Consider the following 17131-nt stretch of genomic DNA (forward strand, 5'->3'; position numbering starts at 1 on the left):
CTATTCGTAAAATACATATAATATATCAAAAGTATGCAATTTGGTTATAATTAGAGGTTTTATTCGCTAAATGGTGAAAGCATATTAATAAATTCTCGAGTCGCATAAGTAACATATTTATCTTTCTTTTTTATAATCCCGAGCTTATAAGGCAGTGAGGGATCAACGATTGGAATGGCTTTAATCAAATTTTGATCAACCTTTTTTGCGATAGATTCAGGAAAGATAGAAACCCCTAAATTCTCCCCAATCATACCGCTTATGAAGTCCCATTGTGAGCTTTCATAGGAAATCTTCGGATGAAATCCAACTGCAATACATTCTTCGATAACACGATCATGCAGGGTAAATCCTTCTTTAAAAATGATAAAAGATTCATTCTCCAATTCTTTCATCGATACTTTTTCTCTATTCGCGAGCGGATGTGAATGATGAACAAACAGCATCAGGTGCTCGGTTAAGAATGAAACGATCTCGAGTTTATCTTCATTTAAGGGCATAACGACTACTCCGAGATCTAAGAGACCATCATTCACTTCTTGCTGAACACGGTTCGCGCCATGTTCGACGAGCTGAATCTGTATTTCAGGGTAAGATGCTTTGAATTTCTTGATGATTTTAGGGAAAAATAAAAAGCCGATAAGCGGGGGAATTCCAATTTTGATCTTCCCTTTTTTTAAGTTCATTAAGTCGTAAAGGTTTGATGATAAGTTGTCCAAAGACTCAAGAATCATCTTGCTTTGTTCAAACACGATCTCGCCGGCTTCTGTTAGTTCGATTTGTCTCGAAGAGCGATCGATCAGCTCCATCTCCAGTTCGTCTTCTAAGCTCTTTACCATTTTACTAAGACTGGGCTGAGATAAATGCAGTACGGTAGAAGCTTTCGTGAAGCTTTTGTGTTTGGCTACAGCGTGAAAATAAGTCAATTGTCGAATATCCATAGAGAGAACTCCATTCTATAACTTTTGTGCATACTATCTATAGTTATAATTCATTTTACTTAATAAATACACAGGAGTAAAATGTCCTTCGTGCAAGAAAACTTTTTAAAAGTAAGTGCTTATTGATGAAAGCGCACTCTTTCTATATAAAAAAGGAGGAAAGATTTTGATTAGTATCATAATAGGTCTGGCTTTACTCATGTTTTTTGCATACCTGGGCTGGTCGATCATCTGGGTCGCTCCAATCGTAGCGGGTGTTGTCGCTCTAATGAGTGGTTTAGACTTGATGGACGCGTATACCAATACGTATATGACTGGCTTTGTAGATTTTGCAAAAGCATGGTTCCCAATCTTCTTATTAGGAGCTGTACTCGGTAAGTTAATGGAAGATACGGGAGCTGCTAAATCCGTTGCGATTCAGTTTACAAAGTTTATAGGTGAAAAACGTGCGATTCTCGGAGTTTTGGTAGCATCAGCTGTCTTAACTTACGGTGGCGTAAGTTTGTTTGTCGTTGTGTTCGCGATTTATCCTATCGCATTGGCATTATTTAAAAAAGCAGATATCTCTAGAAGGTTAATCGCACCTACGATCGTTCTTGGGGCATTCACGTTTACGATGACTGCGGTACCAGGAACACCGCAGATTCAAAACTTAATTCCCATGAACACGTTTAAGACAACCCCAATGGCGGGTACCATTATCGGTATTGTAGCTACGCTAATCATGGCAGTTGGCGGATATTTCTGGCTAAAGTTCAGAGAGAAGCGTTTAACAGCAGCTGGCGAAAAGTATACAGAACCTAATAAATCAAAAGAGAATGAAGATGAAAATGAGGAAAAACTTCCAAACTGGATTCTTTCATTAGTCCCGTTAATTGTTGTTGTTATTTTACTTAATTTCTTAAAAATCGCTCCAATTCCTTCGTTATTAGCAGGAATTCTAGCAATTCTTATTATTAATGCAAAGCAATACAAAACCTTCATCCCATCTATGAACGAAGGTGCTAAAGGTTCTGTTATGGCAATCATTAATACGAGTGCTGCTGTTGGATTCGGTGCAGTTGTAACGAGTGTACCGGACTTTGACAAAATCACAGATATACTTTTAGGAATCTCGAGCAACCCGCTCGTATCTGAATCCTTAGTCGTACAGCTTTTAGCAATGATTACAGGTTCAGCTTCAGGTGGTATGGGAATTGCATTACAAGCTCTTGGCGGAACATATTATGAGTTGTCCCAGTCAACGGGTATGAGTCCTGAGGCGTTCCACAGAATGGCATCCATTGCATCTGGAGCATCGATCCTTCCTCATAACGGAGCATTGTTAACACTTCTTGCGGTAACACAGTTAACGCATAAGGAAACGTACAAAGATGTATTTGTTGTCGCTTTAATTATCCCTACGATTGCTGTAATTGTTGGAATCATTATGGCAAGCATGGGTATTATATAAAAACTTTTTAGGAGTGAGTAGTGTGGTTGAAAATAAAGTAGTCGTTATTACAGGTTCTGCAAGTGGTATCGGATTTGAAATCGGAAAAACATTCGCTCAAAACGGAAGCAAAGTAGTTTTAACAGACCTTAATGAAGAAGGCGTTAAAAAGGCTGCAGAAGAACTAAAAGGTCTTGGACTTGAAGCGATCGGTCTTAAAGCAGACGTTACAAGTGAAGAAGACATCAAGAGCATGATCGAAACAGCACACAAAGAGTATGGCCGTGTTGACGTTCTGATCAACAATGCTGGTCTTCAGCACGTTTCACCAATCGAAGAGTTTCCAACTGCTAAATTCGAACTAATGATCAAAATCATGCTAACAGCTCCATTCATCGCAACAAAGCATGTTATGCCGATCATGAAAAAGCAAGGATTCGGACGCATCATCAACATCTCATCCATCAATGGTTTGATTGGATTTGCTGGAAAAGCTGCTTACAACAGTGCTAAGCATGGTGTAATCGGTCTAACAAAGGTTGCAGCACTTGAATCAGCAGCAGAAGGTGTTACAGTTAACGCACTTTGCCCAGGATATGTTGATACGCCACTTGTTCGCGGTCAGATGGAAGACTTAGCGAAAACAAGAAACGTTACATTAGATAAAGTACTTGAAGAAGTTATCTATCCATTAGTTCCTCAAAAACGTCTTATGGAAGTTAGCGAGATCGCAGACTATGCGATGTTCCTATCAAGCGACAAAGCGAAGAGTGTAACAGGACAAGCAATCGTAATCGATGGCGGTTATACAGCTCAATAATTTTTAGTTTTGATGAACCTCAGCCATGTATTTTGGCTGGGGTTTTCTTTTTGTGTGTTATAAGAGGCGGCCTTTGTTTATCAGGGTTGAGGGTATATGGATAGGGGGTAGCAGTCGATTAATGTCGACTCGTCGATAGATGAGCAAAACTTGTGGAATTATAGACGAAACTTGCGGAATTAATCCTAATATTTAACGAATCAGGACCGGATTTTCCGGAATGATCTTGCCATATACCCCTTATGGTATCAATTAAAATCACCTATGAGACACGAAATAAAGCTTAAGATTTGTATACCATAGAAAAAACCGACTAAATCATCATGTTTTAGTCGATTTTTGTTCTTTTTATACAATTTATCACCTATATAGCAAAGCGAGCATCAAGCTAAAGTGCTTCTCTAACCACTTTCTTATAATAAAGAACAGAGAGCACGCCAAAGAGCGAATAGAGGATCGTATACATGACCATGACGATGATCATCGGTGTCCAAAGTTCAGCTCCGAACAGAAACCAGCCGGATTGCACGGCGAAATAGCTGTGAAGCAAGCCGATCAACAATGGAATACCAAAATTAAAGAGCTGTTTATACTGAATGCCTTTCAATAAATCACTTTGCGTGTAACCTAGTTTTCTCAGAATCATGTAGTTTGGTTTTTCACTTCCTCCCTCATCCATCTGTTTGAAGTAGAGGATACACCCTGAGGTGACGAGGAAAGTCAGTCCTAAGAAACCTACGATAAACATCGTGAGTCCCATGTTTTTCTTTTGATTGGTGCTAATCTCATGACGGGATTCGTTGTATAGCTTTTTGTATGTTTCGGTAGATTTAAACAGTTTATCTGCTTCTTCTAGTTGTTCCTCATTTTTAATGTCTATCCCAATATAGAGGGTAGATTCTTTCTGGACCTTAGGATCGATATCACTCTTCAACTTTGTAAAAACAGCATCATCCACGATCGCAGTAGGAACACCTCCAGCTGTGAAATACCAGGATACGGGATAAATATCTTCTAAGCCTACATAACGTTGAGTGAGCGTTTCGGTTTTTCCTTTAATTTTAATAGATCCAGAATTTTTTAATGGCATAAACTTTTGAAGCAGGTCGTCATAGCCGGTAAAGACCACTTCATCCGGTGAAACTTCCATGCCGGATACTGACTTTTCGCTGATTAAAGGCAGTGGCATCGCTTTTGGATCGATTACGAGCTCTTCTAAGCTACGATCGATAAGCTGCGAGGCGTTAACCGTCACTTGAATTACTTCAATCGATTTTTCGGTGTACGGAATATTGTTTTTCTCTAAAGCAGCTTGGAACGTATCGGCTGAATCTCTATCAATGATTGAAAAGTCATGCGGAACGTTTTTTTCAGCCGTTTTCTCTGCTGAATAATAAGAGATGTATGCAAGGCACAACAAAGCGATTGAAAGAGCTGATACAGTTGTAATAATCATAAGTAGAAGTGCGTTTGATTTCATGCGGAACATGACGGATGCGAGTGACATCACCTCGTTGATGGACAGGTAGCCACCTTTTCGCTTTCTCGCTAGGTTTAGCAGAAAACTGACTGAGCCTTTGTAAAAGAAGTACGTACCTAAAATGACGGCTGCCAAAATAAAAATCATGGCTCCAAATAATTGAGGCATCGTTGTAAAATCGCCGCCGAATAGTTTGGAAGATACGATATAACCTGTCGTGATTAGAACGAGACCCACGATTCCCATCACCATCTCAAAGCGAGATAGTTTTTTCACTGTGATTTCTGTAGAAGAAGTGACACGGAACAAAGATAGAATGGTTTGTCTTTTAATGAACGTGTAATTCATAATCATGATTAACAGGTAGATCGCCGTAAAAACAAGAATCGTTTGAACAAGGGCTTGTGGTGAAAACCGCAGTGATGCGATTGAATCAACACCAGTCGTCTTGAACAAAACGAGAATCATTAATTTTGAGAACGAAAATCCTGCAAAAATCCCAATCAATAGGGAACCAAAGTATAGGAATAAGTTTTCAATAGAAAGAATGCGAAAGATCTTTCCCTTTGTCATTCCGATCAATTGGAACAACCCGATTTCTTTGCTGCGTCGTTTGATAAAGATGTTGTTCGCGTAAAGTAAAAAGACCGAAACGATTACGACCAGTAAGATGGAAGCGGCTCGAATCGCGGCTTCACCTTTTACAGAACCTTCAACAGAATCCATCGATGGATCATATTGCAGCGTCACAAAAGCAAAATAAAGAGCAGAACTGAACACTAAAGCAAAAACATATAGATAATAATTTCGTAAGTTTTTCTTTAGATTACGGAAAATGAGCTGATTAATGTTCATGTTGAACACCACCTAAAACACCTTGCGTTTTCATAATATCCTTAAAGAAATCCTGACGATCTTGTTCTCCTTTCATAAGCTGTGTGTAGATCTGTCCGTCTTTTATAAAAACAACACGACTACAATAGCTTGCTGCTACAGGATCATGGGTCACCATAAGAATCGTTGCTTGTCTGTTCTGGTTAAGCCCGCTTAATTTGTTTAGAAGGTCAGATGCGGATTTGGAATCGAGAGCACCAGTTGGTTCATCAGCAAAGATTATGCTCGGCTCATGAATGAATGCACGCGCTGCAGATGTTCGCTGCTTTTGTCCACCTGAGATCTCGTTCGGATATTTATCTTTTATCTCAGAAATACCGAGCTCAGTTGCGACGTGCTCAAATTTCTTTTCAGCTTCTTTTTTCGATGTTTTCGTTATCGAAAGCGGCAGCAAAATATTTTCTTTAACGGTTAATGTATCTAGTAGGTTGTAATCTTGAAAGATAAAGCCAAGGTGGTTCTTTCTGAACTCTGCCAACTGTCTTTCTTTCATGGCTGTCATCTCAAATGAGTTGATATGAATTGTACCTTCGCTCACTTGATCGATGGAGGATAAGACATTCAACAATGTCGTTTTACCAGAGCCAGATGCTCCCATAATACTGATGAACTCACCTTTTTCAACCGAAAGATCAATGCCTTTTAGGACGTGCTGTTTATTATTTTTATTTCCATAGCTCTTATGAAGCTTAGCTGCTTTCAATATACTCATGATTTTATTTCCCCTCTCTATAGTTTCATTATAGAAAGCATTCCAGCTCTTTTCCTTCTGTTCACATAACAAAACAGAAAAGCATGTGACACTTTCGTCACATGCCCCTCGTTTGATCAAACTCATTTCTTTTTGGAAAAGCGAGCGTAATGGTTGTTCCTTCATCTCGCTTTGACTCTACAGAAAGTTGAATATGTAAGGAGTCTGCTGCTCTTTGGGCCAAATATAAACCCATGCCGGTCGACGCTTGATCCTGATGTTCTGTCGTTGACGTGAATCCTTTATCAAAGATACGAGGCATATCCTTTGTATCAATTCCGCGACCAAAGTCTTGAATCGTTAAATAGTTTCTGTCGTTGAAGTTAAAGCTGTTAATGATGATCTCTGAAGAATGACTATATTTCACGGCATTCGTTAAGATCTGACGAACGATAAAGGCTAGCCATTTTGCATCGCTTAAGACATGAGTGACTTCAAGGTTAAAATCAAAACCGATTCCTTTTTGAATGCACCACGATTGCAATGTTTTTAGTTCAGAAAAAAGGAGTGTCTCAAGCTCCGTTATTTCCATATAAAGATCGTTTTCAATAAAAGGAATCCTTTTTTGATGAAGCTGTTGATCGAGCAGAAGGTGGATGCGAAGCCACTCGTACGTCAGATCACCTTTTAGTGGCGTATCGTCCATTCGCTGTATCATAAGGTGCATAGCTGTCAGTGGTGTCTTTACTTCATGAATCCAGGCTAGGAGATCGTCCTTTTCCTGTTCAATGAGTAAATGATTCTCAGATGCTGTTTGTTTTAAATGCTTCGTTTGTTCTATGATGCTGTTTTCAACGATTTTCTCAAAAGGCGAAGAAGGTGATGACATATTAGAAAGGTCAAAATCATTTTCCCTTTCCTCAAGCTGTTGAAAGAAGGCTGTTTCCTTTTGAGAGCGATAGAAAAGAAAGATAACAAAGACGATTAATGAAATAAACACGATATAGCCAACAGCAGAAAGGGGAATCGCTGGATCAAGAAAGGCGATCAGGAGGAAAATGATCTGCTGTAATAAAAAGAGGACAATCCAGCTGCTTCGTTCGATTAAAAAGCGTTTAATCATACAGAATCCTCTTCTATAGCAAGATAACCTTGTCCTACTTTGGTCTCGATGAATTGTCCGAGTTCAATTTCATCTAGTCTTTTTCTTAAACGGTTCATATTCACGGTAAGGGTATTGTCACTAATGAACTTTTTATCGTCCCATAAGCTGTTGATGAGATTATCGCGACTAACAATCTTATTCTTGTGCTCGATTAAGAGTTTCAGAATAAACACTTCATTCTTTGTAAGTTCAACAGAACCTTTTTCGTTCGTTACTACATTCTTTTCATAATCGATTTGAGCGCCGCACCACGTTCTGAGACTAACAGTGTCTGTATTGTAATTATAAACCCGCCTAAGAATCGCATGAATTTTCGCGATCAATACTTCAAAGTGAAACGGTTTTTGAACAAAGTCGTCTGCACCGAGCTGCATGGATAGCACCATATCGCTCGGATGATCACGTGAAGACAGAAAGATGATTGGTACATTAGAATGCGATCTAATATTTCGGCACCAATGAAATCCATCGAACTTGGGTAACTGAATATCGATGACAACGAGATCAGGTTTAATCTCTGTAAAATCCTGCATCACCCGAACAAAGTCAGTAATGCCATACACATCATATGACCATTGGGATAATCGTTCTTTGATCTCGCTGAATAGCGTTGCATCATCTTCAATGAGCAAAATTTTAAACATTATTTATCACCACATCATTGCTTGATATGTTTTTTAGTGTATAGCAAAACTTGGATATTATCTAGGATGTGCCTTTTTTTATTGGTTTTCATATGTTTCGGAGCTCTTGAAAGTGGTTGGTTTCCACTTCAGATCGCTCGCTTTCCGCTGGGTGTGCGTTGAGCCTCCTAGCGCTTTGCGCTGTTAGGAGTCTCAACTGTCCCACTGATTCCGCAGGACAAGAAAGGCTACGGCAGCGACACATCGCACGAAGAAAATTTGATGTTTAATTTTCGAGGAGTCTCGCATCTTACGCTCCAACCAACTTCACAATGATGAAGGGAAAAGTGATGCCAAGTTATAGCAGAAAAAAAGATGCCTTCTATATATAGGCATCTTTTCTAGAAAACTTATGATGCTGCAACCTCACTCATCAAAGCATGGGTATTTCCTTCTGAATCCTTATAAAATACCATCCATGTTTCGGTACCCTCCATCTTAGCGATGATATGGGGGGAGTCTATAAAGGCAACGCCTCTGTCTTTAAGTTCTTCATACGCTTCTGTGATGTTTTCTACTTGAAAGTATATAATTGAGCTCGCTTTAGTATATTCATCTTTTTCAGGAAGACTTAGAAGTATTCTTAGACCGTTACAATTTAAAAAAGCCATATTATCGGTGTTGAACAGCAGTTGTAAACCCAATACATCCTTATAAAAGTGAATTGAGCGTGTGATATCTAGAACAGGTACAGCAACTTGTCCAACTTTTTGAATGTTATTCGTTTGAATGGTCATATTAATCTCTCCCTTATCGTTTTCTTCTTCATCATAAACAGTAATAAAGGCTATTTCTTATCCGAAATCACCTTTTTACGATATTGAAGGGGAGAGATACCCATATGTTGTTTAAATAATCTGCTAAATGAAACAGGGTTATTCAAGCCGATTTCATAGGCAATGTCAGTCATAGAGCATTCTGAAGTCTTGAGCAACGCTATTGATTTAGCGATTCTTAAGTCTGTAATATGCTGAAAAGGTGTTTTTTTATAAATGCTTGAGTAATTTCTTAGCAGGTGATTAGGAGATAAGCATGAGACTGTTGCTATCTCGTCTAACGTAAGTTGTTTATCATAAAAGGCTTTTATATATTCATGTGCGATGCTGACCCGTTTGTATATTTCTTCGCGTGTAGATTTTCGAACTAAATCTAGCCGATCAATTTCTTTAAAAGATTTCATTTGTTCTAGTAATAGAGAGGTCATAATGGAATGAAACTGTTCATCTAACAAGCTTGAATCATTAGGATACTGATTTATTTTGTATTTTAAAAGATTCATATGATGAGTTAGAAAAGGGCTTTGTTCATACGTTTTTTCGAAAAAAGAAGCAGATGTATGATGACTAAAAGGATCATCTAATAGTTGGTGGTTGGAAGCTGATAGATTGCGGAATACATCGTTTGCAAAATCTTCTTGGAAAAAGACACAGAATGATTCTACTTCTTTTTGTTCGTCTATGGTTATGGTGTAGGGACCTTGATTGAGTAGCAGATAACTTCCTTCCTCAACAGCAAAATATCCTCGGTTCGTTTTGTAATGAGCCCTTCCGTTTGAGAAGGTTTTAATAGAGAGAAGTCCAGTGCCATCCCAATGAAATTGCGCACTCTTTGCATGAAGGATGTAATTGGATTTGCGTACGTTTTTTTCAGTCATATGATTACTCCTAATAGAGTTACTAATAGGAAAATTATACCTTATCCCCGCGAAATCTAAGAGAAACTTTTTCTTATTGTTCCACATGAAACAATGAAAAAAGAAGGTGATATTGTTCACCTTCTAACGTTACTTATATCTTTGCGTCCTCAAAGCGAGTAGCGATTGGAGTTGGTATTGAGTATTCTTAGCTAATCATATTTCACAACTGGCCATTTTTCTTTTCGAAGGGAATTCATGAGTTCAGGACTAGCGTTCACATTACTCTGCACGATTTCTTTAGGTGTTAAAGCCATCCATTGGTTTAAGGAAACATCTGCGAAACGATCACTTTTAAAAATCTCTAAAAACCATAAACTTTTATTTCCGGTATTCTGCACATAATGACCGAATGCAAATGGAATATATCCTACATCTCCAGCTCTTACATCAAACGTTCGTGCTGTTCCATTTCCGGCGAAAGCGGTCATGCGCCCTTTACCAGCTAAATAATATTGCCACTCATCATTATTCGGATGCCAATGCAACTCTCTCATTCCGCCAGGTTTTATTTCTACTAAAGCAGCAGCGATTCTCTCTGAGATTGGAAAGTTTGTAGAATCTACGATGCGTACGGTCCCACCGGGTGTAACGAGTGGTTTTTGAGCCATTAAACGGTGCGTGAAGCTTAAAGGTACAGTTCCATATGGATCAGGTACAGCTTGTGTTTCAATCGGACCCGGAACGGCAGACTGATAAATATACCGTTGTTCAGTCGGAATGTTAGCGAATGCGCTCTCCGGTATACCAAAGTTTGCTGAAAGAACTTCTTTCGGTGTATGTGCAAACCAATCTGAAATTGAGAATGTGCTCAAATCGGAAAAATTCCCATCATCAAATACGAGTAAAAACTCACAGCCTTCTTCAAGACCTTGAATGGAGTGAGGGATGCCGGGAGGGAAGTACCAAAGATCACCTTCACTAACATCGGCGATAAAATTTCTGCCGTTTTGATCAACCGAGGTAATACGAGCACGGCCTAAAATCATATAAGCCCACTCCGCTTCTTGGTGCCAATGAAGCTCTCGTACACCGCCTGGGGTCAGACGCATATTTACACCGGCAAGTGTCTTTGCGACAGGAAGCTCACGAACCGTAATCTCTCTCGACCAGCCACCAAAGTTTAACTGCATATGTGTATCTGAATAAGAAAAGCGCAAATTTGGTACAGTTCCTGCATCCGTTACAGGTGAAACTAACATATCGGGATTTTGTATATCACGCATAATGTCGCGAGGTCCTAAATCGGTCGCACCCGCACCATCACTGCGAATCGGTTGAGGAATCTGCATTTGTCTTCGTTGCTCCTGCTCTTTTTTGTCGTTATCCATGTGATGAGCTCCTCTCTATAAGAAGATTCAATCGTCATCTCTGTATTCATATGGTGAGGACATCATGAACATGCAAATTTCTTTAACAACAAAAAAACACCTAAAAGCTTTCCGCAACTTAAAGGTGTTTTGTATGTGTGGGAATCTCGTTTTGGTGGCTTTTAATGCGTTTTAATTGTGCAACGATAATGATGCTGATGATTACGAGCAAGAACCAGGAGCTGATCTTACCAATATGCACGAGCGACCAAGAGGCTTCTTGATTGGGATACTGCCAGGCACCGAGAAACGTTGTAATGTTTTCAGCGATCCAGATAAAAAATCCAATCAACAAAAACGAAAGAAGAATCGGCATCTTATAAACACGTTCGTTGATCGTATAATGAACAACCGTCTTATAAAAGATAGGGAATAAAAGCAGAATCAGAATCCATCTGGCATCGAATAAATAATGATGGAAAAAAAAGTTGAAATAAATGAGTACACATATACCGAAAGAAAAGGTTGGATTTGGCCATCCCTTAATCTGAAGATCTAACCTCCGCCAGCTTTGGCAAATATAACTCGCAACACTTGCATACATAAAACCACTGTATAGAGGTACACCGTAAATCTTAGAATAGCCTTCTTCAGGGTAGCTCCAAGACCCCATATGAACTTTAAATAGTTCTAAAGCAAGTCCGATCAAGTGAAAGACACAGATGACTTTTAGTTCATCTATCGTTTCAAGTTTCGTTACGATCATCGCAACCTGTGTGATGAGACAGAGAAGGAGTATGAAATCGTATCGAGGGATGAACGGAATGCTGACGAACTTTGAAAGAGCTAACGCACCAAAGATGATGACTGGAAAGATGCAAGAAAGTGCTTGTAAATAAGTGAATGTAAGAAGCGCCCTCATGAGCAAACCACCTTTTATCGATTGATATGGAAATATATTGTATCCATAATAACCTATGGTGATCTAAATCTCATCATATAAAAAAATGTTGAGTTTAACATGAATCTGTCAGTTGACTTACTTATTAAGCGCTACATCCGCTAACGAATAGACAATCGCATCATCTGTTGGTGGATTATGAAGACCAGCTCTCACATCCCGAAAGTGTCGCTGAAGCGGATTTTGTACAGAAAGACTACGAGCCCCAACAATTCTCATCGCAAGATCAACGACTCTGTTCGCACTATTTGTGACAGAATGCTTAACGGCAGCGAGTTCTGTGCCTAAATTCTTACGTTTTTCAGGTTGGTTTACCCATTTTTCAGCAACCGCATGAAGAATTGTTCTGGCTTGGAATAACTCAAGTTCGATCTTACCGACCTTTCTTCTCACCTCAGGTACGTCTGAAATGGGTCCTGACAAAGTATTAGGGCTGTATTCAGATGCAAATGAAATCGCGTAATTCCGAGCTGCTCTTGCGATACCTAAGTACACAGCAGGGACTTGCAGATACCAGCCTTTAGGAATGATATTCTTTCCATCTTCAACAACAAGAAGATTTTCCTGTGGCACGTAAACGTCTTTTAAAAGGAGATCATCACTTTTGGTGCCTCTCATAGAAATGCTGTCCCACGTTTCTTTTACAGAAACTCCTTTTTCCCGATGATCCACTAAAAAGAATCCTTTATGGTTGGTTTCTGAAAGGGTAGCCGTAATGATAGAGTAATCAAGGGCTTCTGCCATAGAAGTAAAAGCTTTGTTTCCGTTGATCATCCATCCGTCAGCTTTCTTGACTGCTGTTGTAGTAGGAATACCCCCGCGAGACGGACTTCCCGTTGCCCGCTCAGTTTGCGCCAGGTTAATAAGTGCTTTTTGTTCCACAACTTTTTGGCTAAGATCAGCGAACGCATCTCCATTCCAATGCCTGTTTTCAGCTGCCTCTAAAAGAGTACCCAGATGCCAACCAAGAGAAAGAGCAGTAGGGGCATCCCCCTCAGCTATATGTTCTTGAATGGTTAAGAACTCAAGAAGGTTCAATCCTTTACCACCATATTCTTTTGGAATGGTAAGAGCCAGGAAGTCCTGTTCCTTTAGGTCTTGAAAGTTATCATAAGGAAAAACACCCTCTCGATCTACAAATTCTGCACGTTTCTTGAAAATGTCTTTCAGTGTTAGCGCAGTATTAATCGCTTCTTCAAAATGATCTATCTCAGTGGTTTTTCTCAAAGGTAAGCTCATAGTTCCCTCCTAAAGTTATTGCAATAAGTTTTTTATCAGTGCTTGGTTTTTTAAAACTTCATAGCTTGTTGATTGGAGCGCAAGGTGCTAGCCACTGCAACTAGACAGGTGAGACACTTAAGAGTGAAACGAACGAATGTGGCTCACCGCCTGCCCCGCGGAAAGCGAGCAACCTGGAGCGGAAATCAACTACACACAAGAACAGCGGAGAAAACAAAAAGCCCTCTTTCAAAGACGAAAGAGGACGTAGATTCCATATGATTACACGCTCTCTCATCTATCAGACATTCAAAAAAACATCTGCTGGAATTAGCACCTTTCTTTTAACAAAGCGGTTGCTGCAGGATCGTAGGACCAGTTCCTCCCCTGACTCTTGATAAGATTCATTTATTTAATTATTAGTCATCACTATAGAGGATAAAGCAAACCGCTGTCAACTAAAAACTGATTGTTAAGAAAATTATTTTATTTCTTCAAATTCCATTGACAGGCTATTTTTATTCCTGTATATTTCGTTACTAAATTGAATATTATCGATTCCTTATCGAGAGAGGTGGAGGGACTGGCCCTTTGAAGCCTCGGCAACAACTATTTTTAGGACTGTGCCAATTCCAGCAGGCGAGAGCTTGAAAGATAAGAGGAGAACTATATACGTTTGTTTATTTTACGTATTTTCAAACCTCTTCTAAATTGCCGAAGAGGTTTTTTTATTTTCTCTTGGAGCGGGTACAAAAAATTTGGATACGGAGGAATGTAGGTTGAGTAAAGAAATATTGTTAAACGCGTTTGAGATGACAAGTGCCATGCACAATTCTCATGGTCTTTGGAAGCACCCGGAGAACAAGAGACATAAAAGCTACAAAGATCTGAACTACTGGATCGAGTATGCGAAGCTCTTAGAAAGAGGTAAGTTTGACGCTGTATTCTTTGCAGATGTGTTAGGTGTTTATGACGTTTATAAACAAAGTAAAGCTCCATCTATTCGTGACGGACTTCAAGTGCCTCTAAACGATCCCGCACTTCTCGTGTCAGCTATGGCAAGCGTAACAGAGAACTTGTCTTTTGCTGTTACAGTGAGCACAACGTATGAACAGCCGTTTGGCAACGCGCGTCGTTTTTCTACCCTAGATCATCTAACGAATGGGCGAATCGCTTGGAATGTTGTTACTTCTTATCTGCCAAACGCGGCGAGGAATTTTGGACTGCAGAATATGATTAAGCATGATGAACGGTATAACATCGCGGATGAATATTTGGATGTTTCGTATAAGCTTTGGGAGAGCAGCTGGGAAGATGGGGCGGTTGTAGAAGATGTTGAAGCCAATAAACTAGTGGATCCTGAAAAAGTCCATGAGATCAACCATGAAGGTCAATACTTCAGCGTTGAAGGACCGCACTTAAGCGAGCCTTCTGTGCAGCGAACACCTGTGATCTACCAAGCGGGAACGTCTGAGCGTGGTCGTGACTTTGCGGCCAAGCATGCTGAATGTATTTTTGTAGGTGGTCCAACGCCAGAGAGAATTCGTTTTTATGCGGACGATATTCGTAAACTCGCTATCAAACACGGCCGAAATCCAGAAAATCTTAAAATCTTTTCTTTTTTAAACGTAGTAGTTGGGAGAACGACTGAGGAGGCCGAGGAAAAATTCAAAGAGTATGCAAGTGTTTGGAGTGCCGATGCCGCCAAAGCTCAATATGGAGCAAGTGGATATGATATAGCGGAATATGAAGCTTTAGATCCAGAACTTCCATTCTCGTATAACAAATCAACAGAAGGCGGACATTATAAAGCCGCTACGCTAACTACCGATGCTCCTAAAGCGTTAACAGTGGGAGAAGTGTTGAACCGCTTCGAGTCACCAGACAGAGGTAGTTTTATAGTTGGCAATCCAGAAGAGGTAGCGGATGGGATACAAAAGCAGTTTGAAGAGTCTGGCGTGGATGGTTTCAATTTAAATCACCTTGTAACCCCAGGAGACTTAGAAGCTTTCGTAGAGCTTGTTGTACCTGTTCTTCAAGAAAGAGGATTATACAAAAAAGAGTACAACAGTGGCACGCTTCGTGAAAAATTATTTTCAGCCGGAAAGCGTCTGCTGCCGAACGATCATCCTGCAGCTAGATTTAGACCAGTGTTAACGGAAAGTAAATAAATTGAGAGTGAGTGAGGAGAGAAAACATATGAAACGATTTAGCATATTTGTAATAGCAGCCCTATTAATCGGCGTTTTAGTGGGGTGTGGTGCTTCGGGTGAACAAAAAAGTAAAGAGATCACGCTTGGCGCGACCGTACCATACAGCGACATGCTTGAAAAAGGTGTGAAGCCCTACCTAGAGGAAAAAGGATACAGTGTTGAAGTAAAAGAGTTCAATGATTATGTACAGCCGAACATCTCTTTAAAGAGTGGTTCGTTAGATGCTAACCTTTTTCAGCATAAAGTGTACATGGATGCTTTTTCAGAAGAGAATGATATGAAACTAGCTTCAGTCGTTACCGTGCCCACTGCACCTATCGGAATCTATTCTAAAAAGTTCAAGTCAATTGACGAGATTAAGCCTGGAAGCACGGTTTCACTAGCCAATGACCCTACGAATTTAGCAAGAGGGCTTACCGTTTTAAGAGACAATGGACTAATCGAGATCGATTCTTCAGCAAATCCGTTACGAGTTTCAGAAAAAGATGTGACAAAAAATCCAAAGAACTTGAAGTTCCAGCCTGTTGAAGCTGCTCAAACACCAAGAACGTTAGATTCGGTAGATCTAGCTGCGGTAAACGGAAACTTTGCGATATCGTCTGGTCTAGATTTAAAAGATGCGCTTGTAAAAGATAAACTTCCAGAAGAGATCATCAATCGAATCGTAGTGCTAGAGAAAGATAAAAATTCACAGCTCGCTAAAGACCTAAAAGCGGCAGTAGAATCAGACTCGTTCAAAAAAGTCATACAAAGTGACTTTGAGGAGTTTCATAAGCCAGATTGGATGAGCAAATAGATTCATAAAAAAACAGCATCTTATTTTGGAAAAGCTGTACGAAAGCCGTTACCAACTCTCTTAAATGCTCATAGAATAAGTTATGTTGATTCAAGGGGGGATTAATATGAGTAACTGCCCACACTGTGGCCTTTTCCGATATGATCTAAGTGGTTGTATCTGTTCTGATAATGATCTTAATAGTGACTGGCATCAAAGATATATTGAAGAGATCTTCAATCCATCTAATAATCAAGTGAACGGATCTAAAAAGACGAGACGCCAACAAAATCTCTTAGATCTGTAAGAACAATAAGACTTATACATTCTTACTATAAACGTTAAAAAGCCGACTTAGTGATTTGTCCTTCGAGCAATCATGAGTTGGCTTATTTATTTTCTTTTTTAGGGGACTTTTTTAAAGGATGCTTTTGGAAGTATTGATATACGTTCCAGATACTCGCATTCCTCGGGGACTTTGACAGTAGTTGATTTTCGCTCCAGGTTGCTCGTTTTCCATGGGGCGAACGGTGAGCCTCCTGTCTAGTTGCAGTGACTAGCCCCTCGAGGTCTAAAGTTAAACGGTCAAGAAGGCAAAGTACGTCTTCCTAGCCCATTTCCCTTTTGCTTGTCGGGGCTAAACGAGTCACTTCCACTTTTTCGGACTGCCGCTTTGTGCCATTAGGAGTCTCCACCTGACCGCTCGTCCCATAGGAGTCGGCAACCTTCCGCTTCAACCAACTTGCAATGGAAGGTGAAATGGAAAATTCTCTATACAATAGAAATGCTCGTTTGAATTTGTGCTTTCAGACTTTTTCTACTTGAATCTTTGATTGGAGTAACAGTATCAATGAA

Annotated in this window: 15 protein-coding genes and 2 riboswitches; of the genes, 5 read left to right on the forward strand and 10 right to left on the reverse strand. The window is 39.8% G+C overall.

The genetic code is table 11. The features are described 5' to 3' along the window. Positions 1–59: 59 nt before the first annotated feature. A complete protein-coding gene (locus P4V41_RS16285) occupies positions 60–941 on the reverse strand; it encodes a LysR family transcriptional regulator (protein WP_328086176.1) in 882 nt (293 codons plus the stop codon). 166 nt (positions 942–1107) lie between these two features. Here P4V41_RS16285 and P4V41_RS16290 point away from each other — a divergent pair, with 166 nt between their 5' ends. Both P4V41_RS16290 and P4V41_RS16295 read left to right on the forward strand, forming a co-directional pair. Then, positions 1108–2394 carry a GntP family permease gene (locus tag P4V41_RS16290; RefSeq protein WP_328086177.1) on the forward strand — a complete coding sequence of 429 codons (1287 nt, stop codon included), beginning with the start codon at positions 1108–1110 and terminating at the stop codon, positions 2392–2394. Between the two features lie 22 nt (positions 2395–2416). Continuing rightward, positions 2417–3193: a 3-hydroxybutyrate dehydrogenase gene (locus P4V41_RS16295; protein ID WP_328086179.1), complete on the forward strand. Its 777-nt coding sequence runs from the start codon at positions 2417–2419 to the stop codon at positions 3191–3193. 388 nt (positions 3194–3581) lie between these two features. Here the strand turns inward: P4V41_RS16295 and P4V41_RS16300 are convergent, their stop codons facing one another. The 9 genes from P4V41_RS16300 to P4V41_RS16340 all read right to left on the reverse strand — a co-directional run bounded on the left by P4V41_RS16300 (position 3582) and on the right by P4V41_RS16340 (position 13309). Beyond that, the gene (locus P4V41_RS16300) at positions 3582–5528 is read right to left on the reverse strand and encodes an ABC transporter permease (RefSeq protein ID WP_328086180.1); all 1947 of its coding nucleotides are present in this window, start codon (positions 5526–5528) and stop codon (positions 3582–3584) included. Continuing rightward, the gene (locus tag P4V41_RS16305; RefSeq protein WP_328086181.1) at positions 5518–6279 is read right to left on the reverse strand and encodes an ABC transporter ATP-binding protein; all 762 of its coding nucleotides are present in this window, start codon (positions 6277–6279) and stop codon (positions 5518–5520) included. Before P4V41_RS16305 ends, P4V41_RS16300 begins: the two co-directional genes overlap by 11 nt. A 97-nt stretch (positions 6280–6376) precedes the next feature. Continuing rightward, the gene (locus P4V41_RS16310; RefSeq protein WP_328086182.1) at positions 6377–7381 is read right to left on the reverse strand and encodes a sensor histidine kinase; all 1005 of its coding nucleotides are present in this window, start codon (positions 7379–7381) and stop codon (positions 6377–6379) included. Then, positions 7378–8067 (reverse strand): response regulator transcription factor, encoded by a 690-nt coding sequence (locus P4V41_RS16315; RefSeq protein ID WP_328086183.1) that lies wholly within the window; start codon positions 8065–8067, stop codon positions 7378–7380. The genes P4V41_RS16310 and P4V41_RS16315 overlap by 4 nt, the downstream gene beginning before the upstream one ends. A gap of 389 nt (positions 8068–8456) precedes the next feature. Then, complete coding sequence (locus P4V41_RS16320; RefSeq protein WP_328086294.1) at positions 8457–8837, reverse strand: VOC family protein; 381 nt, start codon at positions 8835–8837, stop codon at positions 8457–8459. 56 nt (positions 8838–8893) lie between these two features. After that, the gene (locus P4V41_RS16325) at positions 8894–9760 is read right to left on the reverse strand and encodes an AraC family transcriptional regulator (protein WP_328086184.1); all 867 of its coding nucleotides are present in this window, start codon (positions 9758–9760) and stop codon (positions 8894–8896) included. Between the two features lie 191 nt (positions 9761–9951). Continuing rightward, a complete protein-coding gene (locus P4V41_RS16330) occupies positions 9952–11130 on the reverse strand; it encodes an oxalate decarboxylase family bicupin (protein ID WP_328086186.1) in 1179 nt (392 codons plus the stop codon). A gap of 118 nt (positions 11131–11248) precedes the next feature. Next, positions 11249–12031, reverse strand: coding sequence for a DUF817 domain-containing protein (locus P4V41_RS16335; RefSeq protein ID WP_328086187.1), 783 nt, complete (start codon positions 12029–12031; stop codon positions 11249–11251). 117 nt (positions 12032–12148) lie between these two features. Next, a complete protein-coding gene (locus tag P4V41_RS16340) occupies positions 12149–13309 on the reverse strand; it encodes an acyl-CoA dehydrogenase family protein (protein WP_328086188.1) in 1161 nt (386 codons plus the stop codon). Positions 13310–13579: 270 nt separating this feature from the next. Further along, a riboswitch (SAM riboswitch) is annotated at positions 13580–13692 on the reverse strand. A gap of 155 nt (positions 13693–13847) precedes the next feature. Then, positions 13848–13949: riboswitch (SAM riboswitch) on the forward strand. A gap of 118 nt (positions 13950–14067) precedes the next feature. Here P4V41_RS16340 and P4V41_RS16345 point away from each other — a divergent pair. The 3 genes from P4V41_RS16345 (at position 14068) to P4V41_RS16355 (ending at position 16583) form a co-directional block, all read left to right on the forward strand. Next, entirely contained in the window at positions 14068–15459 is a 1392-nt protein-coding gene (locus tag P4V41_RS16345) for an LLM class flavin-dependent oxidoreductase (RefSeq protein ID WP_328086189.1), read from the forward strand. A gap of 28 nt (positions 15460–15487) precedes the next feature. Then, on the forward strand, positions 15488–16297 hold the full coding sequence (locus P4V41_RS16350) for a MetQ/NlpA family ABC transporter substrate-binding protein (RefSeq protein ID WP_328086190.1): 810 nt from the start codon (positions 15488–15490) through the stop codon (positions 16295–16297). Between the two features lie 106 nt (positions 16298–16403). Beyond that, the gene (locus P4V41_RS16355; protein WP_328086191.1) at positions 16404–16583 is read left to right on the forward strand and encodes a hypothetical protein; all 180 of its coding nucleotides are present in this window, start codon (positions 16404–16406) and stop codon (positions 16581–16583) included. Positions 16584–17131: the final 548 nt, after the last annotated feature.

This window comes from Fictibacillus nanhaiensis (assembly GCF_036213205.1).
Taxonomy (GTDB): Bacteria; Bacillota; Bacilli; order Bacillales; family Fictibacillaceae; genus Fictibacillus; species Fictibacillus nanhaiensis_E.